Annotated in this window: 19 protein-coding genes and 2 pseudogenes; 12 read left to right on the top strand and 9 right to left on the bottom strand. The window is 65.6% G+C overall.

Annotated features, from left to right (window positions below):
* Positions 1–102: 102 nt before the first annotated feature.
* Positions 103–792, bottom strand: coding sequence for a hypothetical protein (locus RMR04_RS19175; RefSeq protein ID WP_311909922.1), 690 nt, complete (start codon positions 790–792; stop codon positions 103–105).
* A gap of 387 nt (positions 793–1179) precedes the next feature.
* On the opposite strand from RMR04_RS19175, the gene RMR04_RS19170 reads away from it, so the two are divergent.
* Positions 1180–1386: a hypothetical protein gene (locus RMR04_RS19170; protein WP_311909921.1), complete on the top strand. Its 207-nt coding sequence runs from the start codon at positions 1180–1182 to the stop codon at positions 1384–1386.
* A gap of 102 nt (positions 1387–1488) precedes the next feature.
* Here RMR04_RS19170 and RMR04_RS19165 read toward each other — a convergent pair whose 3' ends face one another.
* The 4 genes from RMR04_RS19165 to RMR04_RS19150 form a co-directional block, all read right to left on the bottom strand.
* Complete coding sequence (locus RMR04_RS19165) at positions 1489–2751, bottom strand: patatin-like phospholipase family protein (RefSeq protein WP_311909920.1); 1263 nt, start codon at positions 2749–2751, stop codon at positions 1489–1491.
* 445 nt (positions 2752–3196) lie between these two features.
* Complete coding sequence (locus tag RMR04_RS19160; RefSeq protein WP_311909919.1) at positions 3197–4588, bottom strand: sensor histidine kinase; 1392 nt, start codon at positions 4586–4588, stop codon at positions 3197–3199.
* Entirely contained in the window at positions 4585–5259 is a 675-nt protein-coding gene (locus tag RMR04_RS19155) for a response regulator transcription factor (RefSeq protein ID WP_311909918.1), read from the bottom strand. The genes RMR04_RS19160 and RMR04_RS19155 overlap by 4 nt, the downstream gene beginning before the upstream one ends.
* 182 nt (positions 5260–5441) lie before the next feature.
* The gene (locus tag RMR04_RS19150) at positions 5442–6047 is read right to left on the bottom strand and encodes a methyltransferase domain-containing protein (RefSeq protein WP_311909917.1); all 606 of its coding nucleotides are present in this window, start codon (positions 6045–6047) and stop codon (positions 5442–5444) included.
* Positions 6048–6310: 263 nt separating this feature from the next.
* Between RMR04_RS19150 and RMR04_RS19145 the strand changes: the two are divergent.
* The 4 genes and pseudogenes from RMR04_RS19145 to RMR04_RS19130 all read left to right on the top strand — a co-directional run.
* Positions 6311–7063, top strand: a pseudogene (locus RMR04_RS19145) (YoaK family protein); the annotation flags it as partial.
* A gap of 212 nt (positions 7064–7275) precedes the next feature.
* A complete protein-coding gene (locus tag RMR04_RS19140) occupies positions 7276–7926 on the top strand; it encodes a glutathione S-transferase family protein (protein ID WP_311909916.1) in 651 nt (216 codons plus the stop codon).
* 164 nt (positions 7927–8090) lie between these two features.
* Positions 8091–8345, top strand: a complete 255-nt coding sequence (locus RMR04_RS19135; protein ID WP_311909915.1) for a type II toxin-antitoxin system Phd/YefM family antitoxin — start codon at positions 8091–8093, stop codon at positions 8343–8345.
* Positions 8345–8749, top strand: a complete 405-nt coding sequence (locus RMR04_RS19130; RefSeq protein WP_311909914.1) for a type II toxin-antitoxin system VapC family toxin — start codon at positions 8345–8347, stop codon at positions 8747–8749. The genes RMR04_RS19135 and RMR04_RS19130 overlap by 1 nt, the downstream gene beginning before the upstream one ends.
* Before the next feature lie 353 nt (positions 8750–9102).
* Here the strand turns inward: RMR04_RS19130 and RMR04_RS19125 are convergent, their stop codons facing one another.
* A complete protein-coding gene (locus RMR04_RS19125; protein WP_311909913.1) occupies positions 9103–9264 on the bottom strand; it encodes a hypothetical protein in 162 nt (53 codons plus the stop codon).
* A 271-nt stretch (positions 9265–9535) separates the two neighbouring features.
* Between RMR04_RS19125 and RMR04_RS19120 the strand changes: the two genes are divergently transcribed.
* On the top strand, positions 9536–11566 hold the full coding sequence (locus tag RMR04_RS19120) for a response regulator (protein WP_311909912.1): 2031 nt from the start codon (positions 9536–9538) through the stop codon (positions 11564–11566).
* Here RMR04_RS19120 and RMR04_RS19115 read toward each other — a convergent pair.
* The gene (locus RMR04_RS19115) at positions 11524–12297 is read right to left on the bottom strand and encodes a response regulator transcription factor (protein WP_311909911.1); all 774 of its coding nucleotides are present in this window, start codon (positions 12295–12297) and stop codon (positions 11524–11526) included. The two genes, RMR04_RS19120 and RMR04_RS19115, sit on opposite strands and share 43 nt — an antisense overlap.
* Before the next feature lie 116 nt (positions 12298–12413).
* Between RMR04_RS19115 and RMR04_RS19110 the strand changes: the two genes are divergently transcribed.
* From RMR04_RS19110 to RMR04_RS19085, 6 genes and pseudogenes are all read left to right on the top strand, one after another.
* Positions 12414–13475 carry an ABC transporter substrate-binding protein gene (locus RMR04_RS19110; protein WP_311909910.1) on the top strand — a complete coding sequence of 354 codons (1062 nt, stop codon included), beginning with the start codon at positions 12414–12416 and terminating at the stop codon, positions 13473–13475.
* The gene (locus tag RMR04_RS19105; protein ID WP_311909909.1) at positions 13472–14368 is read left to right on the top strand and encodes an ABC transporter permease; all 897 of its coding nucleotides are present in this window, start codon (positions 13472–13474) and stop codon (positions 14366–14368) included. The genes RMR04_RS19110 and RMR04_RS19105 overlap by 4 nt, the downstream gene beginning before the upstream one ends.
* Positions 14369–14370: 2 nt before the next feature.
* Entirely contained in the window at positions 14371–15195 is an 825-nt protein-coding gene (locus tag RMR04_RS19100) for an ABC transporter permease (protein ID WP_311909908.1), read from the top strand.
* 10 nt (positions 15196–15205) lie between these two features.
* Positions 15206–16267, top strand: coding sequence for an ABC transporter ATP-binding protein (locus RMR04_RS19095; RefSeq protein ID WP_311909907.1), 1062 nt, complete (start codon positions 15206–15208; stop codon positions 16265–16267).
* Positions 16268–16373: 106 nt separating this feature from the next.
* Positions 16374–19748 (top strand): molybdopterin-dependent oxidoreductase, encoded by a 3375-nt coding sequence (locus tag RMR04_RS19090; RefSeq protein WP_311909906.1) that lies wholly within the window; start codon positions 16374–16376, stop codon positions 19746–19748.
* A 194-nt stretch (positions 19749–19942) separates the two neighbouring features.
* A pseudogene (locus RMR04_RS19085) lies at positions 19943–20164 on the top strand (AraC family transcriptional regulator); the annotation flags it as partial.
* Between the two features lie 436 nt (positions 20165–20600).
* Here RMR04_RS19085 and RMR04_RS19080 read toward each other — a convergent pair.
* The gene (locus RMR04_RS19080; RefSeq protein WP_311909905.1) at positions 20601–21509 is read right to left on the bottom strand and encodes a CehA/McbA family metallohydrolase; all 909 of its coding nucleotides are present in this window, start codon (positions 21507–21509) and stop codon (positions 20601–20603) included.
* The gene (locus RMR04_RS19075; protein WP_311909904.1) at positions 21499–23169 is read right to left on the bottom strand and encodes an ABC transporter ATP-binding protein; all 1671 of its coding nucleotides are present in this window, start codon (positions 23167–23169) and stop codon (positions 21499–21501) included. The genes RMR04_RS19080 and RMR04_RS19075 overlap by 11 nt, the downstream gene beginning before the upstream one ends.
* Between the last annotated feature and the right edge of the window lie 2 nt (positions 23170–23171).

Genomic DNA, 23171 nt, shown 5'->3' with positions numbered 1-23171 from the left:
GGCAGCTTGGCCGATATCGGCAGCTTGCGCGTCGACTATGTGGTGGCGCTCCGGGCCGCGGATGGTCATCCGCTTCCAGCCTATCCGCGACATTCTCGCCCTTCAATGCCGCGCCGCCTCCGCCCCCTTCATCTTCACCTCAAACCCCACCAACTGGCGCAATAGCGGCACTTGCCGGAAATCCTCATCGAACCCCCGGCCGGAAGGCCGCTTCTGTTTCCGGCTTTCCAAAACCCCCAACCATGTCAGGGGTCGCAGGACGCGGGACACCATGGCGAACTCCGGCAGGTCGGGCCTCGGCACCTCGTCGAGCGTGTCCATGATCGCGCATCCTTCCATCAGGTCGCCAGCGTTGGACCAGCTATGCGCCGTCACGGACAGGCTCCAGAGGATCACGCCCATATGGTGCTGGGGCCAGAAGTCGATCGGGTTGTTGTCGAAGTCCTGAAGGTTCACCTTCCAGAACACCGCTTCAAACAGTTCGGCCAGCAGGGCAGGGGCGGCCTCAGGGGCCAGCATTGCCTTACCCGCCTTGCTCGCCTTCAGGACGCCTAGACGCTTCCGCAGGAGCCCCGCAGCCTGCAGCACGATCCTTGTGAAGAGGACCCCGTAGGCGTCGTGCTCGTTGATGACCTTGTTGACCGCGAGCGTGGTGGCCTTGTCGTATCCCGGCCATTCCGTCCTGTCGAAGACATGCCAGACATCGACACGCTTGAGGGCTCCGGCAGGCGTGAGCACGAGCCCGCCTTTCTCCACGGCAAGCGCCAGCAGGAGGCGTGCCGCGATGACCATGGGGGCCTGAAGAGCGGCATCGACGGGGACGTTATAGGGCGTCAGGCGGATAGCCTGCGGGACCCTGCCGGGCGGCTCCAGGAGCGCCTTGAGAGAGTCGGGCTGAAGATGCGTCCAAGCGGGAGGGATTGAGGTCACGTTGGGGAGCCTAAGAGATCGGCGGCTTTTTCGACAGCCCCATGCAGGTGCTTCAGGTCCAGCCCGGCAAACTCCACCTTCGCCACAGACTCCGCCAGAAACGCAAGCCCCCCAGCCCGCTCCTGTCGTCGTGTCCCATGGCTGGCCCACCTGCCGAGATTGTCCTTGTCACGCGCGCTGAGGGGAGCGCGCTTCAGCCTCAACGGTCGATGAGCGATAGAAAGCCCTCCTATCGCTTATGCGCTGGAATTGGCAGCAACTGGCGGTCAGCGCTCCGGCAGCTTACGAGCCGAGATCAAGGGGTGTGTCCGCGAGCCCTTCGCCATTGAGCAGGATGAGGACCGGGCGACCGTCACCAGCCGTGTGACCGGAAATTTCCGCGGTGGCCCTGTCGATCTGCGCTACAGCTTCGTCCTCGAAACCGACAAGATCGCCAGTCTGGAGATCGGGCTATGAGCTTCGATCCCGGTTTGAAGGGGCGCCGTGCCCTGGTGACGGCACCTTCCAAGGGACCTGTGATCGTCGCCGCATCCTGATTCAGTCGTCCCCGAATGGCTTTCAAAACGCCGAGCGGATGAAGCGTTGATACACGGCGCTGCCACGCAGGAGCTGCCCGCCGAGACCGGCGAGGAAATCGACATCGCCGGGTTTCAGGCTGAGCTTGTAATGAAGTTGCATGATCCGCGCCTTCGCGTTGGCCTCCTGCACATCAGCCAGCGACAGCCGCACCACCTTGACCTCGAGCTTGTCGCATCCCGTCTGTGGTGAGCGCGTGTTGCAGCGCCAATGCGTGAGCCGATCGCGCCAATGTGCCGCCTCCCGTTCGAGCACGTCGAAACTCATCCGGCTTGCGCTGTCGATCATGGCGTCTGTGGCAGCGACGACGGTATCGGTCGCGATGGGGCCCGAGGCGGTGTTCGACATGTCGCCACCGACCCGCGTCGAGGCATCGACGACGATGATGATCGCACGCCGCAATTGCTGCGCCGTGGCAGGCTGGAGCGGCTCGGGCGCCGGTTGTTTCATCAGCCCGGCGAGATTGCTCGTCGCGAGGTTGTCGACAAGGCCGCCGTCGAGCAGTTTGAGATAGTTCAGGTCGCTGGCGCTGGCATAGCGCTCCTGCGAATCCGAGATATGCCTCTCGAACAGCGAGGCCTCGACAGCCGGCCGCGCCGGGTTTGTCCTTTGTCCGGCGACGGGGCAGGCGTCGTTGAAATTCCGCATGACGACGGGCGCGAATGCGACCGGCACAGCCGATGAGGCGGCGACCGCATGTGCCAGGGAGAAGCTGTCATAGTCGCTGCAGATCGCGAGGAAACTCCTGCGATCGAAGGAAAAGGGCGCCCGGTTATAGAGGTCCGTCGCGTGCAGCACGAGCCGTGACCGCCCGCGTCGATCGACATCGCGCAGGGTCGCGCCGTGGTAGAGATGGTCATCGAGCCAGGCCGCGAAGCCCGATAGATCATTGACGCCACCGCGATAGGCCCGCAGCAGGTTGTCCGGCGTGTATGACATGCGCAGTGACGCCTCCGGATCCTGATCAAGGAAGTCGCGGCGAAACCCGGACAGCCCGGTTGGCCCGTAGAGCGCGAAGTGGGCGGCAAGAACGCCTCCGCCGGAAACGCCGGCCACCACGGCGACATCATCTGCGAGAGTGCGGGTGCCCGTACCCGGAGAGTGCTGCTCGACCAGCGCCGACAGGACACCGTAGCCAAAGGCAGCCGAGCGCGCCCCGCCGCCGGAAAAGGCGAGGATGACTGCGGTGTCGCTGGGCTTTGCCGGGGTCATTGGGGCAGCGGGCACGCCGATATGCGTCAGCACTGCGTTTGAGGGCCTATTGGCGGGCTCGGCGCATCCCGCAACGCAGAGCATGAGCGCTGCAGCTTTCAGAGCCCGTTTGGAAATTCCAGCCCTCATCCTGAGGAGCCGCGCAGCGGCGTCTCGAAGGATGCTCCAGATGGTTCCGGAGACTCCTGGAGCATCCTTCGAGACGCCATTTCCGAGGAAATGGCTCCTCAGGATGAGGGCTCGCGGAGTTTCCGAACGGTCTCTCAGGCGATGGCGTGTCGCTCTGGCGTAGCGCCGATTTCCGGCAGCGGCTGTTCTTGGACGGACAATAGGCATGCGACGCGTGAGGGCCCTTCTCAGCGGCGAGATCGTCCCTCGTGAAAGGTAACGCTCGCCGGGGCCCCACATCTCGGCTGCGTCGATTATCCCAACATTATGCGGTGTGCGGAGGCTTCAAAAAAGCACGGCAGATCCGAAGTCAGGCTGCTGCTGGTGGGGGCCAGGTCGCTGGCGGTGGCAAAGTGATGCGAAAGCGCGCACCCGTTGTCGATGAGTCCAGAACGGCGACGTCCCCTGAGTGAAGCCGGATGATCGCTTCGACGAGATGCAGCCCTAGGCCCGCGCCGCGCTCGCGCGGCGCCAGCCGAAAAAACGGCTCGAAAATGCGGCTGCGCTGTTCGCTGGGTATGCCCGGCCCCTCATCTGCGACCTCGATCGTCCGCTCTCGTCCGACCGTGATGGTGATCGTACCGCGACGGCCGCCATGCGCGATGGCGTTCTGAACCAGATTGGCCAGGACCCGTTCAAGCGCGGCTTCGTCGCCCCATGCAATGACAGGCTCGGCCTCTGCCTCGAATGCGAATTGATAGCCTGAAGCGATGCCCAGGGGCGCGAGATCGGCGGCGACGCGCCGGCTCATCGCGACGAGGTCGAGCCTGGCGAAATCGTCCGGGTTGTGCTCGATCCGTTGAAGGTCGAGCAACTGTTCGGCCATCACTGCAAGCCTCGCCACATCCTCCAGAAGGCGGGCCCGCTGAGCTGATTCGGGCAGGGATTCGAGCCGCGTCTGCAAGATTGCGATCGGTGTCCGAAGCTCATGGGCGGCATCGCCGAGAAAGCGTTTGTGCCGGGCATGGCCCTCGTCCAGCCGCTGCAAGGCGCGATTGATGGCTGCAACGAGCGGGCTCACCTCGCTCGGCACGGAATCGGTGGATAGCCGTGTGCCCTGCCGATCGATATCGATCTGTTCGGCCTGGTCCGCCACGTCCCCGAGCCCGACGAGAGCCCGGCGCACGACGATGGGCGTCGCGATGATGGTCACGAGCCCCATGATCACGAGCGCCGGCAAAACGAAGCTCATGAAGACGATCAGTACCCCTTGAACGAGCCAGCTCAGCGGGGCATTCGCGCCTGGCCCTGTCGCAATCTGGATCTCTCCAGCCGCGCCATTGACCCAGCGGATCAGTGCGCTGGCGCGCGGCGGATCACCCAGGTTCCAGCCGAGCCGCGCATTGCCGACACCGTCAAGCGCATCCCCAATGCGGGCGAAATGGGATGGTGGCATGCCTTCGACCAGAGTGTGGCCCTGCCGATCGCGAACGATGAACCAGAGATCGGGAACCTCCGCGCGCAAGGTCTCAAGCGCAGGTGTCGTCCGCAAGATGAGCCCGCCATCGGCCTGGCGCTCAACGGCTGTCTTCAGGGCCTCGACGGTCACATCTTCGGATTCGAAGTTGAAGAGATGGCCGCCGAGATAGAGCGCGCCGATGACGAGCACGACGAGAAGCGAGAGAATGGCGGCCTGCAGCGCGAGAAAGCGCCGGACGAGGCGCCATTTGAGCGAGTGGCCCTGGGCGGGTGGCTTGGTCACATCGCCTGCTTCAGGAGGTAGCCGACGCCGCGAATGCCATGGATCTCCAGCCCTGCTCCGGCGTCGGCCAGTTTCCGGCGCAGGCGCGACACATGCATGTCGAGCGCGTTCGACTGGATTTCGTCGTCGAAGCCATAAACCGCCTCCTCCAGCGCAGCGCGCTGCACCGTGCGGCCGCGCCGACGCAACAGCGCCTCCAGCACGAGAAGTTCCCGGCGCGGCAAATCGAGCGTCACGCCATCGATGCTCGCGCAGCGGTCGCGCCAGTCGAACTCCAGGCGGCCGGCCCGCAGCGTGTCGGGCGCAAGCCCCACTGGCCGGCGCAGCACAGCACGCAGCCGCGCCAGCAATTCGTCGATCGCGAAAGGCTTGGCGAGATAATCATCGGCCCCGAGGTCGAGGCCAGCGACGCGGTCCGTGACATCGCCGCGTGCGGTGAGGACGATCACCGGCGTGGGATGCTTTTTCGCGCGAAGCCTGGGGATCAGCGTGAGGCCATCGCCATCCGGCAACTGGCGGTCGAGAAGGATCGCGTTGTGAACCGGGGCCTCTATCGCTTCCGCGCCTTCCGCCAGCGTCGCGGCATGATCGACGACCATGTCGTGCAGACTCAGGGTCGAGCAAAGCGCAGCCGCCATTTCCGGCTCGTCTTCCACGAGGAGAATTCGCATCGCTTATGCGTATCCGGGCTTGGCGCTGGATACCGCGCCGCTGAGGTCGGCGCTCTCATATCACCGTTCGTCTGAGTCGATCGATAGCGTGCAATGGACGAGGCCTGATCCGCAGGCCCGCTATCCGGCGGTCCGCGCTCTGGCAGCGTTCAGCCCGTCGCATGAAGCAGCCGCCGGTCCGGTCACCCGCCCTGGCGAGCCAGCCAGACGGTTCGATCGCAGCTCGGGTCTTCCACGGCGTGATCGACAACCTCAAAACCCGCTGCGTCCAGCAGAGCACGGTATTCGTCCGGGCCGAGGCTGCCATGGTAAAGCGGATCGCCCTCCAATTCGCCGATCGCGTTGCCTTCGGCAGGCCCGCTGGTGAACATCAGCGCGGCGCCCGCTGCGGCATGAGCCTGGAAACGCGGGAACATGGCGCGCTGGTCCTTGGGCGAGAGGTGAAAAAAGCTGTCCCAGGCGAGCAGCCCTGCGAAGCGCCGGCCCAAGGCAAGCTCGCGCATATCCGCCAGATGCGCCGGGGCGCCCGGCAGGTTGCGTTGAAACAGCGCGAGCACCGCCGGCGTGCCGTCGAGCCCCGTCACGTCAAAGCCGCGGGCGATCAGCTCGCGCGCAATCGGCAGGCCGGAGCCGCAGCCAATGTCGAGCACTCCAGCTCCTGTAGGAAGCAGGCCGCAGAAGCGACCCAGCCATGAACCCTCCGCCGGGCGGTCACCGCGCAGCCTGGCCCAGGCGCCGCCGTGGCGCTGGTAAACCGCGATCACGGAGTCTTCAGCTCTGCCGGTCATGCTCCCCTCGCGTCCGGTCTAAACTGGCGCTCGAACGACCGCTCTTCAAGCGTCGCACACGCGGCGGGGACGATCAGGCTGGCCCGCTCCGGGTGAGAGCCGGCCTCATTCGAGCGCCGGGCCATTCATTTCCGGCCCGGACCTGCTAGGTCTGCCCAAGGGGTCGTTGGGCGGCAGCGTGGTCGCCGGGGCGCCGCATGGCCTGGCGCAACGGGGCGAGGGTGCCAGCGCGGCGCGCGCCACAGGGAAAAGCAGGCATTTCAATGTTGCGCGCTCGGGAAACGCGGCCACCGATCAGCCATCGACTGGCGGACCATCTGAGATCGACAGTCGCGGTCGAGCGAAGCGCGATCGCAGATCTGCGTCTGGCGGAAGTGCTGTGCTTCATCGCCGGAGCGACCAATGCCGGTGGATTCCTCGCCGTGGGGCAATACACCTCGCATATGTCGGGCATCGTCTCGTCGATCGCCGATAATGTGGTGCTTGGCAGCTTCGCGCTCGTCGGCGTCGCGCTCCTTGCCTTGGCGGCATTCCTTGCCGGCGCGGCTTTGTCGGCGATCCTGATCAACTGGGGCCGGAGAAACGACAAATCGGCCCGGTTCGCCTATCCCTTGTTCGTCGAGGCGGTCCTGTTGCTTTGCTTTGGACTCTCCGGTCATTTTTTCAATGGAACGACCGCCTTCATCGCCGTCGCGATCCCGTTGCTCTGTTTCATCATGGGGCTGCAGAATGCGATGGTGACGAAGATTTCCAATGCCCGGATGCGCACGACGCATGTCACGGGCATGGTGACGGATCTTGGAATCGAGCTCGGCAAGCTGGTCTACGTCAATGTCGCGCCCGGGAGGCGCCTCAGAGTCGTGGCCAGCCGGACAAAACTGCGCATCCTGGCGACGCTGATCGGCCTGTTCCTGTTTGGAGGAATCGTCGGCGCGGTCGGCTTCAAGCAGATCGGCTACATCACGACCGTTCCGCTCGCGATCGCGCTTGTGGTGCTCGCCGGATTTTCGGTCATCCTGACGCGCCCGAGATCGCCTCTGGAATAAAATCCAGGGCTCTCGGATAGAACCAGGGTTCGTGCCGCCGCGACTGTCCTTTCCGCTCGCGGTCATGCGGACGCAGCGGCCGGGTTGGGCGGGAAGCGGCGTTCGAGGTCTCAGCGGTCGTTCGACGCCTTATTGTCAACGACGGCCTCGCGGGGCAGCGTGCGACGATCCGGAGCCTGACCATGACCGTTACCATCACCGCCTTTGAACGATCCCCCGATCGCGGCAGGGGGCTGGCGCGCGACATGCGCGTGCGTTGGGCGCTTGAGGAGGTTGGCCAGGCCTATGATGTCCGGCTGCTGTCGTTTGGCGCGATGAAGCAGCCCGCGCATCTGGCGCTGCATCCTTTCGGGCAGATCCCGACCTATGAGGAGGGCGATCTCGCTCTGTTCGAGTCGGGCGCGATCGTGTTCCATATCGCCGAACGGCATGCGGGCCTGCTGCCCGGCGATGCGAATGCCCGCGCGCGCGCGATCGCGTGGATGTTTGCCGCCCTCAACACGCTGGAGCCGCCGATCTTCGAGCGCGCCCTCGCCACGATCTTCGAGCGCGACGAACCCTGGTATGAGCGGCGCCTGCGGGCGCTGGAGGACAGCATCGCGAAACTGCTGGGCGCGCTGTCCAGCCGCCTTAGCGATGCCGACTGGCTCGATGGAGCGTTCAGCGCCGGTGACCTGCTGATGGTGACGGTGCTGCGCAGGCTGCAGGGATCGGGCCTGCTGGAGAACTATCCGAACCTCTGTGCCTATGTCGCCCGGGCTGAAGCGCGGCCCGCATACAAGCGTGCCTTCGACGCGCAGCTGGCGGTCTTCACCGCTGCGTCGACCGGCTGAAGGAGAGCCGCTTCGCTCGAAAACAACCCGGGCCGGAAATCGGACGGGTGGGGCATTGATCCAATCAGAACGCGCGCCATATAGCTAGACAGTCTAGCCAGAAGCGCTTGCTAGCCGAAGGCTCTCGCTAACCAGAAGTCCTTGCTCACCAGGAGTGCTTGAACATGGAATGGCCGCTCCAGGACGCCAAGAACCAGTTCTCCAAGGTGGTGCGGAAAGCCCGGCTCGAAGGCCCGCAGATCGTCACCTTGCGCGGCGAGCGCACCGCTGTGGTGCTCTCGGCCTCCGACTACGATGCGTTGCGCGCCGGGCGGCCGACTCTGGTTGACGATCTGCTCTCCGGCCCGGCCTGGGACGACGAATTCGCCGAGGCGCTGACGCGGCGCGCCAAGACGCCGAGCCGCGACGCGGCGTTCTGATGTATCTCGTCGACACCAACGTCATCTCGGAGGCCAGGCGCGGCTCGCCGCCGTCACTGACCTGGCTGCGCTCGGTCGCTCCCGGCAGCGTCCATCTCAGCACCCTGACGCTCGGCGAGATCATGCGCGGCATCGCCCTGAAGCAAAAGTCGGACCCGAAGGCGGCCAGCCATCTTGCCGAGTGGCTACGCAGGATCCGCCATGATCATGCCGATCGCATCCTGCCGGTGAGCGACCAGATCTCGGTCGAATGGGGCCGCATCGCCGCGATCCGGCCGCGCGGTGACGTCGATGGGTTGATCGCGGCCACGGCGATCGTGCATGATCTCATCCTCGTCACCCGCAATGTCGTGGATTTCGACGATACCGGCGTGTCCGTGATCAATCCCTGGGATCTTGCCTGACGCCACCGGCGCCTGGTCTCCCCATCTGAGAATAGGCCTCCCAACGACAATCTGCGCGTCGTGGCATCGTTGCCCATCAAATCGGGAAAGCGACCAGGCGCGTTCTGGCCGGCAGCAGCCCGATAGCGTCGCCTTGCGCGGCGATACGGCTGGATTCCGGCGTCGCGGCACAAATCACGAAGGTTCCGTCGGCGAGGCGCGCATGAACATAGACCGTGGCCCCCTGATAGGAGCGTGGCCCCCTGATAGGAGACAGCCTCGACCGTCGCCAGACCACAAACCTTGGTATTCCGTATTCGCTCGCAAACGATATGCACAAGAGATTGGCGTGGCCTGTTTCCGGGCCGAAATCGCTACTGTGGCTGCACGATTGCACGTGGATGTGGTTTCAGGCCCGCAGTTTGCCAAACTCCGATGCTCATCGTCGCTGAAAAGTTCTTTTGGTTGCCGAAAAGTGCTTTTGCGCCAATGCCGAATTGAACAACCTCGGTGCCGGCCTTCTTTGAAACAGGCATATAGCGCTCCATGGTTGATGAAGCTGTCTCGGGTGATGCGTTGCTCTGGCACTGGTCCGGACGTGCAAACGAGATCACATGGACTATTCCGGCATCCCTCAAGAGGGCCGTGGATGCATCGCAGCTCCGCAAAGGCGATGCGCAGGTCCGGCTTCCTGATCGGAGGATTGCGACGCTCAGCCAGCTCGCGCAGTCCGCGGCTCGGGACAACTCGGCCTTTACAGGCCATATCGCCGCCAGTCCTCCCTTTCTCGCGATTGATGGCGCCGCGGTGTTTGGCCGGTGGATCGGCCCGCTCGAGGCGGCGGGTGCGGTATTTCCCGATGAGCTCGCCCGCGAGGGGCGATCCGATGCAGTGAGCCGCGCCTTGATCGAAGGCGTGGAAGCCCTGCCGGAAGCCTTCGTGCTCTATGATGCGGAAGATCGGATGCTGATCTGCAATGCGCAGTACAAGCGCCTCTACCCTGCAGTCGCCGATCTCATGAGGCCGGGGCTCTATTTCCCGGATCTGGTGCGCGAAAGCGTGCGCCGAGGCGTCTTCAAGATCAGTGATGACGAGGACAACTGGGTCGAGCGGCGTATCTCCTTCCACAGGACCGGTATCGGCTTCTTCGAGCAGCAACTTGCCGATGGGCGCTGGATCCAGGTCAGCGAAAGGCGCACCCCCTCTGGCGGCACGACCAGCATCCGAGCCGACATCACCGTGCTCAAGGCGCGCGAGCGCGATCTCAGGGCCGCCCGCGCCAGGGCCGAGGCGGAGATCGCCATGCGCACCCAATTCATCACCAAGGTCGGGCATGAACTGCGCAATCCGCTGAACGTGATCTACGGCATCGCGCAACTCCTGGCCGAGGAGACGATGCCAAAGCGGCACCACGCGATGATCCAGAACCTTGTCGGTGCATCCCGCGCGATGCGCGATGTCCTGAACGATATCCTCGACATCGCAAGCATCACCTCGGGCCGCGTCGCCATCCAGTGCGAGATCGTCGAAAGTCATCCCCTGCTTCAGGAGATCGCCGGCCTAGCGCGGTCCATGGCGAAGCAGAAGGGCCTGACCTTCCATGCCCGCATCAGCCCCGACAGATTGATGCCGATCTGGTCGGATCCCCGGCGCCTGCGGCAGATCTTCTTCAATCTGCTGAGCAATGCGTTCAAATACACCTCGTCGGGCGCGATCTCGCTGCGGGCATCCGTCCGCCACAATGCCCGCAGCGGCCCGGTGCTGCGCGTCACCATCACCGATTCCGGTCCCGGCATCGACAAGGATCGCTCGCGACGCCCCTTCGCGCCTTATGGCAGGCACAAGGACCATGTCGCCTCGGGAATCGAAGGCCTTGGATTGGGATTGGCGATCAGCGAGGAACTGGCGGAGGCCATCGGCGCCCAGCTGGGGCTGGCGCCCGGCCGCCATCGCGGGACGCGGGCCTGGGTCGATGTCCCCCTCGCCAGCCTCGGCGAGATGCATCAGCCGGAGACGCTAGTCGCTTCGGACGCCATCACCCGCGCCGGTAGCCCACCGCTCGATGTCCTGGTCGTCGATGACGAGCCGATCAACCTGATCGTCGCCGAAGCGCTGCTGAAAAGGCTCGGTCACAGGGTGACGACCGCGCTCGACGGCCGGGCGGGCATCGCCGCCCTGGAGCAGCGTTCCTATGACGCCGTCCTTCTCGACATATCGATGCAGGACATGTCCGGCATCGATGTCGCCCGGTGGATCGCCAATGCGCGGCCGGCAGTGGGCCGGCCAGCCATCATCGCCATGACCGGAAACGTGCTGCCCGCCGATATCGAGACCTATTTCGCGGCGGGCTTCACCGGCTTCGTCGAGAAGCCTGTCGCCCTGGAGCAATTGGCGGAGACGCTGACGGCGACACGCGATTTCGCGCGCGGCATCGGCGTGCTGCAGCCGCAGGATCGCCTGCGCTTTTCCGAGCGGGCGGACAGCCTTGGCGATTTCGACACCTCCCGACTCGACCGCATGGTCGGTGATGTCGGGGCGGAGAATGTCCATGCGATCGTCGTCGCGGGCAACGCGACCTTCCGGCAGGCCGCCGAGGCGCTGGCGCAATCATCGAGCGGTGAGGGCGAACTCGGAAAGCTGATGCACAAGGTGCATGCCGCCGCCGGCCTTTTCGGCTTCCATGAGCTGTCGGACAGAACCCTGCACCCCATCGCGGAGGCGGACGGCGCCATATCGCAACGTCAGAACCGGCTCCTGATCGACTGCCTCACCGACGCGATCGCGCAGATGGCAGACTATGCGTCGCGTCTCGAGGCGCGGCCGGTCCCTCCGGCCTGAAGCCGCGGCGCGGTTTCGAGCTTGTAGCCATAGCCCCGGACCGTCTTCAGCAAGGCGGTGTCGAGCCCGGCCTCTGCCAGCTTTCTGCGCAGCCGCGAAATCCTGATATCGATGGCGCGCTCGGTTTCCGGGGCGTCGCCACTGGTTACGGCATCGATCATCTGGGCGCGCGTCAGAACGCGATCCGGGCTTCGCGCCAGCACGGTCAGCATTGCGAATTCGATCGCGCTCAGATCGACCCTGTCGCCGGCGCCGTTGAGCAGGGTGCGGCCCGCCAGATCGAGCTCCCCGCCGGCGCAACCCAGGCGGATGGCGGGATTTTTGTCCTGCCGCTCGCCGCGGCGCAGGATGTTGTTGAGGCGCAGCACGAGCTCGCGCGGCTCGAATGGCTTGGTGATGAAATCATCCGCGCCGATTTCCAGCGCCAGCAGCCGGTCTTCCGCGCCATGGCGCCCCGTGACCACGACGATCGGGATGGACGACCGCGCCCGCACCATGCGCGTCAGCACGATGCCGTCCTCGTCAGGCAGGTTGAGATCGATGATGACGGCGTCCCAGCTCTCGCGATCCAGCCGCCTTAGCCCGGCCTCCGCCGATCCCACTCTCTCGGTGAGGTAGCTCGCCGTCTTGAAATAGGCGGCGAGAAGAATGCCGAAGGTGTCGTCATCCTCGATGAGCAGCAGTCGCTTGATCGGACGTCCCCTGTCTGGAGTCCCTCGAGGCTGAAACAATCGTGAAGCAATTACAACTCATTCGTGAAGCGCGCTGAGGTTAGCTTGCAGGTTCACACCCCGAAGGGTGAAGGAATGCGGGCCGCCGAGAGCGGCCCCAATCAAGGGGAATAACCGTGTCGGATCATCATCTTGCGGCGGACGGTCTCGACCGTCGGCGCCTTCTCGGACTTGGGGCGGCCACTGCCCTGGGCGCAATGCTGCCCACGCCCTCACAGGCGCAGAGCGGCGATCTGGTCGTCTCGAACTGGGGCGGCGACTGGAACGAACGCATCGTGAAGGGGTTTGAAGCCCCGGCCTTCGGTGCCTCGCCGCTGCGCATCGTCCATGACCTCGCTCCGGTGCCTGAGCGCAAGGCCAAGCTCCTCGCCGAGCGCCGGCTGCCGCGCGGCACCGTCGACGTGACCTGGCTCAGCGACGCCGACGCCTATGAAATGAACGCACAGGGCGCGCTCGAGACGCTCGATGTCGCGCGCATCCCCAGCCTTGGCAGCGTCAACGAGAAGTTCCGGCTGCCCTATCTCGTGCCCTGCATCTATGGCGGCGTGGTGATCCTCTACAATCCCGCCAAGATTCCCGAGCCCCCCACGAGCTTCACCGATCTGTGGAACCCGAAATATGCCGGCCGCGTCGGGCTGATGGACCAGATCTACTTCAACTACATCTATGCCGCCGCGCTCTCCCATGGCGGCTCGATGGGCGATGTCGGCAAGGCCTTCCCGGCGCTGCTCGATATGAAGAAGGCCGTCCAACCGCGGCTTTACCCCTCGCACCAGGCGCTCGCCGCCGCCTTCAAGGACGAGGAGATCTGGATCTCGGCCAATTACAGCGCCCGGGCTGTGCAATGGGAGGTCGAAGGCCTGCCGATCCGCTGGGCCTACCCCGGGGAAGGCGCGGTCTTCGTCTCGTTCGGAGCCGGTATTCCCAAGCGCGCCCGCAATACCGACGGCGCCTATAAATATCTCGACGCGATGCTGCAGCCCAAGCCCATGGGCGCGATCGCGGAGGCGACCTCCTATTCAGTGGTGACCGGCAATGCCGAGCTTGCATCTGATGTGCGCAAGCGACTCGAACTCACGCCCGAGCAAATCGCCAAGCTGAACTTCGTCGACTACGCCTACGCGGCCAAGAACGATCCGAAATGGGTCGAATGGTGGAACAAGGAATTCAAGGCTTGACCCTGGCCTTGGATGCCCCCGCACCGAGCCTTTCGCCGCGCCCCGCCCGCCGGTTCAGTGCCGGCTGGCTGCTGCTCCCGAGCCTGACCCTGGTGCTGGCCGGCCTTGTCCTGCCCCTCGTCATGATGGGGCGGACGAGTCTCGCGGTGTTCGATCCGGGCCAGGTCGCCACCGAGGGGCTGACGCTGGAGAACTATACGCGCTTCTTCGGCGATCCGTTCTATCTGTGGATTCTGGCGCGCACCTTGACGGTCGCGGCCTCCTGCACAGTGGTCTGCCTGCTGCTGGGCCTGCCTGCGGCCTACATCCTCACGCGCCTGACGAGCCCGGGCCTGAAGACCGCGCTGATCCTGGCGACGATCATCCCCCTTTTGATGGGCAATGCCGTGCGCGCCGCCGGCTGGATGGTGCTGCTGGCGGATCGTGGGCTGGTCAATTCGGCGCTGCTTTACGCCGGCATCATCGTCGAGCCTGTCCGCATTCTCTATACGGGCGCTGCGGTCGTGATCGGCCTCATCGCCGTGCTCCTGCCCTTCATGATCATCTCGCTGCAGAGCGTGTTCGAGGGCATCGGCGAAATCTACGAGGAGGCGGCGCTCAGCCTTGGCGCCCGGCCCTGGTCGATGTTCTTTCGCGTGCTGCTGCCGCTGGCGATGCCCGGCATCTTCTCCGGCTGCCTGCTCTGCTTCGTGCTGGCCGTGAACGCCTATGCGACGCCCGTCCTGATCGGAGGGCCGTCCTTCCAGATGATGGCGCCGAAGGTCTATGAGCAGGCGATCAAGGTCTACAACTGGCCTTTCGCGGCGAGTCTAGCCTTCATCCTGATGGGCGTCACCTTCGCGCTGACCGTGCTGTCGAGTGTCACGCTGCGCAAGCGCTACGGGATGGTGTGACGATGCGGCGCGCCACTCCGGTAAGATTCGACAGCTTTCGTCCCGCCATGATCCTGGGCTCCGCCATCGCCTTCGTGGCGGTGCTGGCGCCGCTCGTCGCGGTGATCTGGGTCAGCTTCTTCAAGAACAAGATCATCGGCTTTCCGCCGAGCGGCTACACGCTCGACTGGTATCTGGCTGCCTGGGAGATGACCCGGTTTCGCGACGGCTTCGTCACCAGCCTGCAACTGGGCATGGTGGCGACGCTGGTCAGCCTGCTGGTCGGCGTTCCCGCCTCCGTCGTGCTGGCGCGGGGCGATTTTCCCGGGCGGGAGGCGATCCAGGCCTTGCTGCTGGCGCCATTGATCGTGCCGGGCATCGTCGCGGGCGCGGCCTTCTACATGTTCCTGATCGAGATCGAGGTCGTGACCGGCATCCAGATCGCGATGACCTTTGCTGGGCTGGCGATCGCCCACAGCCTCATCGCTCTGCCCTGGACGGTCAGGCTCGTCACCGCCTCGCTGCTGGGAGCCGACCGCCAGCTCGAGGAAGCGGCGCTCACCATGGGAGCCCGGCCGCTCAAGGCCTTCTGGCGCGTGACCTGGCCGGTCATCCGGCCGGGTGTCGTGGCGGGTGGGCTGTTCTCGTTCGTGGTCTCGTTCGTCGACCTCGAGAAGTCCCTGTTCCTGGTGGGGCCCGGCACCACCACGCTGCCCATCGCCATCGTGAACTATCTGGAGTGGAGCATCGATCCCACGATCGCGGCCGTCGCCACCGTCCAGATCGTCCTCATCGCGGCCGGGCTCGTGGTCACGGACCGCTATTTCAAGCTCACGCGCGCATTCTGAGAAGGCGTCGATGTCAAAGATCACACTTCGCGACGTAACCAAGCGCTATGGCAGCCTGACCACGGTCGACAAGGTCTCGCTCGAGATCACACAGGGCGAGTTCATCGCCTTCCTCGGCCCCTCCGGCTGCGGCAAGACGACGACGCTGCGCATGATCGCGGGACTCGCCCTCGCCAGCGAGGGCAGCATCCATTTCGGCGACCGCGACGTGACGGTGCTGCCGCCCTATCTGCGCGATGCCGGCCTGGTCTTCCAGGGCTACGCGCTCTTCCCGCATATGAGCGTCGCCCAGAACGTCGCCTTCGGGCTGGAGATGCGCAAGGTCGGCCGCGAGGAGACGCAAGCGCGCGTCATCGAGGCCTTGTCCCTCGTCAAGCTTGATCATCTGGCGGACAGGCTGCCCAAGCAGCTCTCCGGCGGCCAGCAACAGCGCGTCGCCCTGGCGCGCGCCATCGTCTACCAGCCGGAAGTCCTGCTCCTCGACGAACCCCTGTCGGCGCTGGACGCCAGGCTGAGGCACGAGGTCAGGACCGATCTGCGGCGTCTCCAGTCGAAGCTCGGTCTCACCACCATCTTCGTCACGCATGACCAGGACGAGGCGATGAGCGTGGCCGACAGGATTGTGGTGATGTCGGCGGGCAAGGTCGAGCAGATCGGCACGCCTCACGAGATCTATGAGGCGCCGGCGAGCCGCTTCGTCGCCGAATTCATCGGCCTGGCGAACTTCATGGAGGGCGATCTCGCCGCGCCGGACCGCTTCCGCGCCAGCAACGGCGAAACGCTGGCAATCACGGCCGATGCGCGTCGCGCCGGCGCCTCGACCATCGCGATCCGCCCCGAACGCATCAGCTTGCACCGGCCTGCAATGGCGATCCATGCGGATAACCAGATGGCAGCGACTGTCGAGGCGGTCTCCTATCGCGGTGCGCTGACCGAATTCATCGTCCGCAGCGATGCCGGCCAGCGCCTGATCGCCCATAAGCAGAACCAGGATATCGCGCAGAGCGAGCTTCCCAGGCCGGGCGACCGCGTGGTCGCGGCATGGTCAGCGGCAGCGACACGCGCCTTCTGAGATTTTGAGGCACCGGCAGGGATGACGCGCGCGCGGCGAGGGCCGCGCCCGAACGAGAATGCGCGCGCAAGACGCGCACTGGGACGAAACCGCTTCGAGGCGCGTGATGATCGAACGACATGACGGATACTGCACGCTGTGCCGCTCGCGCTGCGGCTCGGTGACCCTCGTCGAGAACGGCCGGATGGTCGGGGTCGAGCCTCGCCCCGGCCACCCCACGGGCGGCGCCCTGTGCGCCAAGGGGCGCGCGGCGCCGGAAATGGTCCACAGCCCGCTGCGCCTGACCACGCCGTTGCGCCGCATCGGCGGGAAGGACGGCGGCACGCCGCGATGGGCGCCGATCAGCTGGGACGAAGCGCTCGACGAGATCGCGGCGCGCCTGTTGTCGATCCGCGCGGAATCGGGCGCGGAGGCCGTCGCCTTCGCCATGACGACCTTCAGCGGCACCCCGATCGTCGACAGCTATGATTGGGTCGAGCGCTTCATCCGCTGCTTCGGCAGCCCCAACCTGATCTATGCGGTCGAGGTCTGCGGCTGGCACAAGGATTATGCGCATGCGCTGACATTCGGCCGCGGCCTCGGCATTCCGCACTATGAGCGCGCCGATGTGATCGTGCTCTGGGGCCATAACCCGGCCCGGACCTGGCTGGCGCAGGCGAGCCGGATCGCCGAGGCGCGAAGCCGCGGCGCCAGGGTCGTCGTCATCGACCCCAAGCCGGACGGCTCCGGCCAGCAGGCCGATCTTTGGCTGCGGATGCGGCCGGGCGCCGATGCCGCCCTTGCCATGGGCGCCATCCGCCATTTGATCGAGACGCGCAGCTATGATGCCGATTTCGTGCGGGACTGGACGAATGCGCCGCTTCTGATCGATCGCGCCTCGGGCCGCTTTGTGCGCGCATCCGAGATCATCGCGGGCGCCCCGGATGGCTTCGTCATCCTCGACGATGCCGGCAAGCCGGCCTGCTACGACACCAGGCAGACGTTTCCCGATGGCGCCGGCATCCAGCTCGACGCGGCGGTCGCCCTGCAGGCGCTCGACGGCCGCGTGATCGACGCCACGACCGTCTTCCACCTGCTTGCCGAACGGGCGCGCGGCTACACGCTCTCCCGCGTGGCGGAGCTGACCTGGATCGCCGAGGCCGAGATCGCCGCCTTCCACGCCCTGCTCGAAGATGCGCCTCGCCTCGCCTATTATAGCTGGACCGGCGTCGGCCAGCACAGCAATGCGACGATGACCGAGAGGGCGATCGCCACCCTCTTCGCGCTGACGGGCTCCTGTGACCGCGAAGGCGGCAATATCTGGCCGGTGCCGCCACCGGCCAATACGATCAACGATCTGTCGCTGCTGCCGCCAGGGCAGAAGGAGAAGGCGCTCGGCCTCGACGAATTGCCGCTCGGGCCGCCGGCTCGCGGCTGGATCACCGCGCGCGACTTCAGCCGGGCGGTGCTGCAGGGCGAACCCTATCGCGTGCGCGCCCTGATGAGCTTCGGCACGAATTTCGCCGTCTCGCAGGCCGATACGAGCCGCAACCTTGCGGCACTGCAGGCGCTCGAATTCCATGTCCACGCCGACATGTTCATGAATCCGACCGCCGAATGCGCCGACATCGTCTTGCCGGTGAGCATGCCCTGGGAGCGCGAGGCGTTGCGCATCGGCTTCGAGATCACGCAGGAAGCCGTCGAGACGGTGCAGTTCCGGCGCCAGATGCTGCCGCGGTTCGCGCAGTCCCGCGCCGATTACGAGATCGTCATGGCGCTGGCGACACGCATGGGCCTGGCGGACAGCTTCTTTGGAGGAGACATCGTCGCCGGCTGGAACCACCAGCTTGCGCCGCTTGGCGTCACGGTCGAGGAATTGCGCGCCTTGCCCGATGGCAAGCGCTTCCCCCAGCCTTTCCACTACCGCAAATTCGCCGATCTCGGGGAGGGCGGGGCGCAGGGCTTCGCGACCCCGACCCGCCGCGTCGAGCTCTATTCCGAGCTGATGCATGAGCATGGCTACGACCCGCTTGCCGATTTCGTCTCAGCCGATGACGGGCCTGCCGAAACGAGCCCCTTGCCGTTGCTGCTGACGACCGCCAAGAGCGGCTGGTTCGTGCATAGCTCGCATCGCCATATCGCCTCGCTGCGGCGCAAGGCGCCCGATCCTTCGGTCGAGATCGGTTCGGGCCTGGCGCAGGCGCGTGGGCTGTCCCAGGGGGACTGGGCCATGGTCGAGACGCGCATCGGCCGCGCGACCTTGCGCGTCCGCATCAACACGGCGCTCGACGACCGGACGGTCGTGGCGGAATTCGGCTGGTGGGAGGCATGCGTGCCGCTGGGGCTTGCCGGCGGCGCGATCACCGGCTCCGACACGACGAATATCAACGCCGTCCTGGGAGATGCGCAGCGCGATCCCGTCAGCGGATCGGTGCCGTTGCGCGCCGTCGGATGTGACATCCGGCGCCACCCCTCCGCGAATCAGGGATGCTGGACCGGCACGCGCCGCTTCAGGGTTGCCTCGGCTCAGCCGGAAGGCCTCGACGCCATCGCAGTGTCGCTCGCGCCATGCGACGATCGCGGCCTACCCGATTTCGTACCCGGCCAGCATGTCCTCATCCGCCTGCCGGACAAGCCGCTGGCGCGCGCCTATTCCCTGACGGGCAAGGCGAGCCGCCCAGGCGAACTCTCGATCGCGGTGCGCCGCAGCGCGCAGACCACAGGCGCCGCCTCGCTCTCGCTGGCCCTCCAGCATCTGCGCGTCGGCGACGCGGTGCTGGTCGAGGCGCCGTCCGGCGTCTTCACGCTGCCCGTCACCAGCACGCGCCCTGTCATTCTGATCGCGGGCGGGATCGGCATCACGCCGTTCATCGGCTATCTCGAAGCGCTGGCGGCTGCAAAGCCAAGGCCGTCGCACGAGGTTCACCTCCTGCATGGCTGCCGCAACGGCGCCGAGCATTACCTCGCCGGGCGCCTCGACGAACTCGCGCAAGAGCTGGAGGCGCTGCACCGCGTGACGGCCTATTCGCAGCCAAGTGACGAGGACCGGCTGGCGAAGCGCTTCGACCGGGAGGGGCGGCTTGACCTGAGCGGCATTGCAGATCTCGTCCCGCAGCGGCCGCTCGCCTATCTGTGCGGCTCGCCGGGCTTCAACAAGGCGATGACGGATGCGCTGCTGCGGCTGGGCCTGCCGCGCTTCGACATCTTCACTGAGGCTTTTTCTGCGCCGGGAGAGATGCCCGCCCGGCTGGAACCGCAGACCGTGACGATCGCGGGAACGGGAGAATCCTTCCTCTGGACGCCCGCCGCCGGCCCCATCCTCGATGCCGCGCTCACTGCTGGCCTGTCGCTGCCGAACGGTTGCCGGGTCGGCCAATGCGAAAGCTGCTCGGTTCGTGTCGTCGAGGGGCGCTTCGCCCATATGGTCGATTTCGACGGCGAGCCCGATCAATGCCTGACCTGCCTGGCCGTTCCGCTCTCCGCTCTCACAATAGCGTTCTGAGCTTGAGCATTCTGAGCGCGGCTTGCTGCCGCGACCGGGCACCCCTGTGACGACGGCATGTCGAGCCTAACCGGCTTTACGTTACGACGCCTTCAAGCGCGCCTATGGCGTCCCGCTGAAGCCGGTCGGCTCGTATCGGCTCACGCCAATGCTGAATTCATGGCCATACTGATTTCATGCCAATGCTGAATCGCCAATCGCCTTCGTCGTTCCGGAAGTCTCCCGACTGGGAACCGTGGTTTGCGGCCTTCGGGCCTTTCGACGATGCGAGGAGCAAGCTCATGCAGACGCGTTTTACCAGCGACGATGTGATGATCCGTGATGTGCCCCCAACCCCGGTGGCGATCATGGAGCATCGGGGCGATCCGGCGACGCTTGGCGCCACGATCCAGCGCTTCATCGCCTGGCTGGAGGCCGGCGAGCGCGAGATCGCGGCGGTGCTGTTGCGCCGTCATCTCGACCGCGCCCGCGAGGTCAGCCTCTCCCCGCGCGCCGCCAGCCTGGCTTAGAGCGTTTTCGAGCGAAGTGGACACCGGTTCGCGTGAAGCAATGAACTAGAGCTATTGAACGATCCAACTGGATCGGAAATTGCTCTGGCGAGCTTTGGCTGTTTTTTATGATGGTACAATACTGAACACATGCGAACGGGTCGTTGCGGCGACCGACCCTTCCCGATCACCCCCGGTGAAGCAGATCGGGATTGCCGGCCTTGCGCCTGAGAGGCCGTTCGATCATGCGAGCCCTCATCCCAAGGAGCCGCGAAGCGGCGTTTCAAGCATGCTCCGGCTGGCTCGGGAGCCTGCCGGAGCATGCTGTTCATCCTTGGAATCACGCCGTGCATCCCGGCCGGGTTCAGAGATAGATCGGGTTCGACCAGGCTGTCTTGCCGTCCTGCGCCACGACCATGGCGCGGCACCAGCTGCCCGAGAATTTCCCGAGCGGGAAGCGCGCGCGCGTCAGGTCGAAGCCGGCGACCGCTTCGTTCCTGGAGGCGCGGCCGACGACGATGATCTGCGCGGCGGCCGAGCAGGCGATCTCGATATGGCCGTCCTTCACCGCGATCGTCTCGATCACCGGGCCTTGCGTCGCGTAGTAATGGCCGGCCTTCAGCGCCGCGACGAGCGCGGCCGGTTCGTTGCGCTCGGCCTTGACCATCACCCAGCCGCCGAAGGCATCCCGGTTTTCATCGCCCTCGACGAGCCAGTGCGCGTCGTCGCAGGCGAGCGCATTGATGCGCCGGCCGCCGGCCAGGAGCATGTCGAGGTAATAGGCGCCGCCACCGCGCGACTGCCGCACCTGGCTGGTATGATTATAGATCTCCACCGCATGCGCGCCTGGAATGCTGGCGGCGTCTTCCGTGGTCAGCCCGTACCATTCGGGATGCGGGATCGCCAGGAAAGCTCCGGCATCGAGGCAGCGCCGGGCGATTTGCGGACCGGTCTCGCCATCCAGGTTCGGCGGAAAATCAAGCGGCAGGCCAACGGCGAGAATGTGCCATTGCTCGCCCGCCGCGGTCGCCGGCGCATGGCACTCCGCCCCGAGGATCGTGCAGAAGCCGTCGGTTCGATAGGCCGTCGTGTCGGTGATCGGATATTCGTATTTCGGCATGAAATGGTCTGACAGGCAGATGAAGTCGTAGCCGCGCTCGCGATAACGCGCGCAGACCTCCTCGGGGCTGATCTTGCCGTCCGAGCGGTTCGAATGCGTGTGCAGGTTGCCGCGGAAAAAGCGGCCGGGCGCGGAGAAGGCGTCAGCAGGCATTCTTCAGGTTCCTTTGTGCGAGCGGCGTGGAAGCCGTCTTGAACGCCTCCAACAGCTTCTTGGTGTAGGGCGAGTTCGGGCTGCTCAGGATCGTTCCCGTGTCGGCATAGTCGCGGATGCGGCCGCCTTCGAGGACCAGGATCTGGTCGGACATCTCGGCGACCACGGGCAGGTCGTGCGAGATGAAGAGATAGGTTGTGTTGTGCTCGCGCTGCAGCCGCTTCATCAGCTTCAGGACATGAGCCTGGACGGTCACGTCGAGCGCCGATGTGATCTCGTCGCACAGGACGAGATCGGGCTTGCAGGCGAAGGCGCGGGCGATGGCGACGCGCTGCTGCTGGCCGCCCGAGAGTTGGCGCGGCGAACGGCTGAGGCAGGAGGGGTCGAGATCGAGTTCCGCCAGCAGTTCGACGACACGCTCGCGGCTCGCGGCCCGCGTCATGCCGAAGAAAATCTGCAAGGGCCGGCTGATGATCTGTTCGACCGAGTGCTGGGGATTCAGTGACGAGATCGGATCCTGGAAGACCATCTGGACTCGGCGCCGCAACTCGCGGCTGCGGCGTGTCGCAAGACCGGCCAGAGGCTGTCCGTCGAAGCTGATCTTGCCGCTGCTGCCGTCGACGAGGCCAGCGACCAGACTGGCCAATGTCGACTTGCCGCTGCCGGACTCGCCCACAACCCCCAGCGTCGAGCCGGCGGGGATGTTGAACTGAATGTCGGACAAGGTCGGCGGGACGGGCTTTTGCGGCAAGAACCGCGCGAGCGGGTTGAAGCTGCCCGCGCGACCATAGCTGAAATCCAGGCCGCGAACCGACAGTATCGGCGCCGCGGTGGCCAGGCGCAGCGGCGCGGGATGCGCATCGACGGGCAGTTTCGGGATGGCGGCCACCAGAGTGCGCGCATAGTCGGTCTTTGGATTGTGGAAGACCTCGGCGGTCGGGCCGTCTTCGACGACCTTTCCATTTTGCATGACGAGGACGCGCCCGCACATCCGCGCGACGACGTTGAGGTCGTGGCTGACATAGACCAGCGTCGTGTTGGTTCGCCGCTGCAGGCGGCTGACCAGATCGAGAACCTGCGACTCGACGGTCTTGTCGAGGGCGGTGGTCGGCTCGTCCAGCACGATCAGTTCGGGCTCGGCGACGAGAGCGGCGGCGATGACGACACGTTGGCGCTGCCCGCCGGAGAGCTGATGCGGATAGCGCTCGAAGATGGCGGCAGGGTCCGGCAGCTCCATCGCCGCCAGAAGCGCGATCGCCTTCCGTTTCGCGCTCATTTCGCCGGCAGCATTGTGCAGGCGGACCAGCTCCGTCAGATGCTGGCCGATGGTGCGGTGCGGCGTCAGCGAGGACAGGGGGTTCTGCGGCACCATCGCCGCAGCCCCGCCGCGATGGCGCAGGAGCGCGGCGTCCCCGAGTTTGAGCACATCGACGCCCGAGACGAGGAGCTCGCCGCCGGCGATCCTGGCGCCCGGCCGCATATAGGACAGGAAGGCGCGCGCCAGAGAGGACTTGCCGCAGCCGCTTTCGCCGACGATGCCGAGCGTCTCGCCCTTGCCGATCGTGAAGCTGACATCGTCGATCGCCGCGAACTCGCTCTTTGGACCGGTCTTGTAGACGAGCTTGAGATTGCGGACTTCGACATGGGGAGATTGGGTCATGG

Source organism: Bosea sp. 685 (assembly GCF_031884435.1).
GTDB lineage: Bacteria > Pseudomonadota > Alphaproteobacteria > Rhizobiales > Beijerinckiaceae > Allobosea.
Note: the sequence above shows the minus strand (reverse complement) of the source record. Positions and strands in the feature narration are given on the sequence as shown.

What these genes read in the sequence shown, in the direction of transcription:
- RMR04_RS19175 (WP_311909922.1), bottom strand. Translation starts at nt 792, where the DNA reads ATGGTCATCGCGGCACGCCTCCTGCTGGCGCTTGCCGTGGAGAAAGGC.
- RMR04_RS19155 (WP_311909918.1), bottom strand. Translation starts at nt 5,259, where the DNA reads ATGCGAATTCTCCTCGTGGAAGACGAGCCGGAAATGGCGGCTGCGCTT.
- RMR04_RS19150 (WP_311909917.1), bottom strand. Translation starts at nt 6,047, where the DNA reads ATGACCGGCAGAGCTGAAGACTCCGTGATCGCGGTTTACCAGCGCCAC.
- RMR04_RS19140 (WP_311909916.1), top strand. Translation starts at nt 7,276, where the DNA reads ATGACCGTTACCATCACCGCCTTTGAACGATCCCCCGATCGCGGCAGG.
- RMR04_RS19135 (WP_311909915.1), top strand. Translation starts at nt 8,091, where the DNA reads ATGGAATGGCCGCTCCAGGACGCCAAGAACCAGTTCTCCAAGGTGGTG.
- RMR04_RS19130 (WP_311909914.1), top strand. Translation starts at nt 8,345, where the DNA reads ATGTATCTCGTCGACACCAACGTCATCTCGGAGGCCAGGCGCGGCTCG.
- RMR04_RS19125 (WP_311909913.1), bottom strand. Translation starts at nt 9,264, where the DNA reads ATGCCTGTTTCAAAGAAGGCCGGCACCGAGGTTGTTCAATTCGGCATT.
- RMR04_RS19100 (WP_311909908.1), top strand. Translation starts at nt 14,371, where the DNA reads ATGCGGCGCGCCACTCCGGTAAGATTCGACAGCTTTCGTCCCGCCATG.
- RMR04_RS19095 (WP_311909907.1), top strand. Translation starts at nt 15,206, where the DNA reads ATGTCAAAGATCACACTTCGCGACGTAACCAAGCGCTATGGCAGCCTG.
- RMR04_RS19090 (WP_311909906.1), top strand. Translation starts at nt 16,374, where the DNA reads ATGATCGAACGACATGACGGATACTGCACGCTGTGCCGCTCGCGCTGC.
- RMR04_RS19080 (WP_311909905.1), bottom strand. Translation starts at nt 21,509, where the DNA reads ATGCCTGCTGACGCCTTCTCCGCGCCCGGCCGCTTTTTCCGCGGCAAC.
- RMR04_RS19075 (WP_311909904.1), bottom strand. Translation starts at nt 23,169, where the DNA reads ATGACCCAATCTCCCCATGTCGAAGTCCGCAATCTCAAGCTCGTCTAC.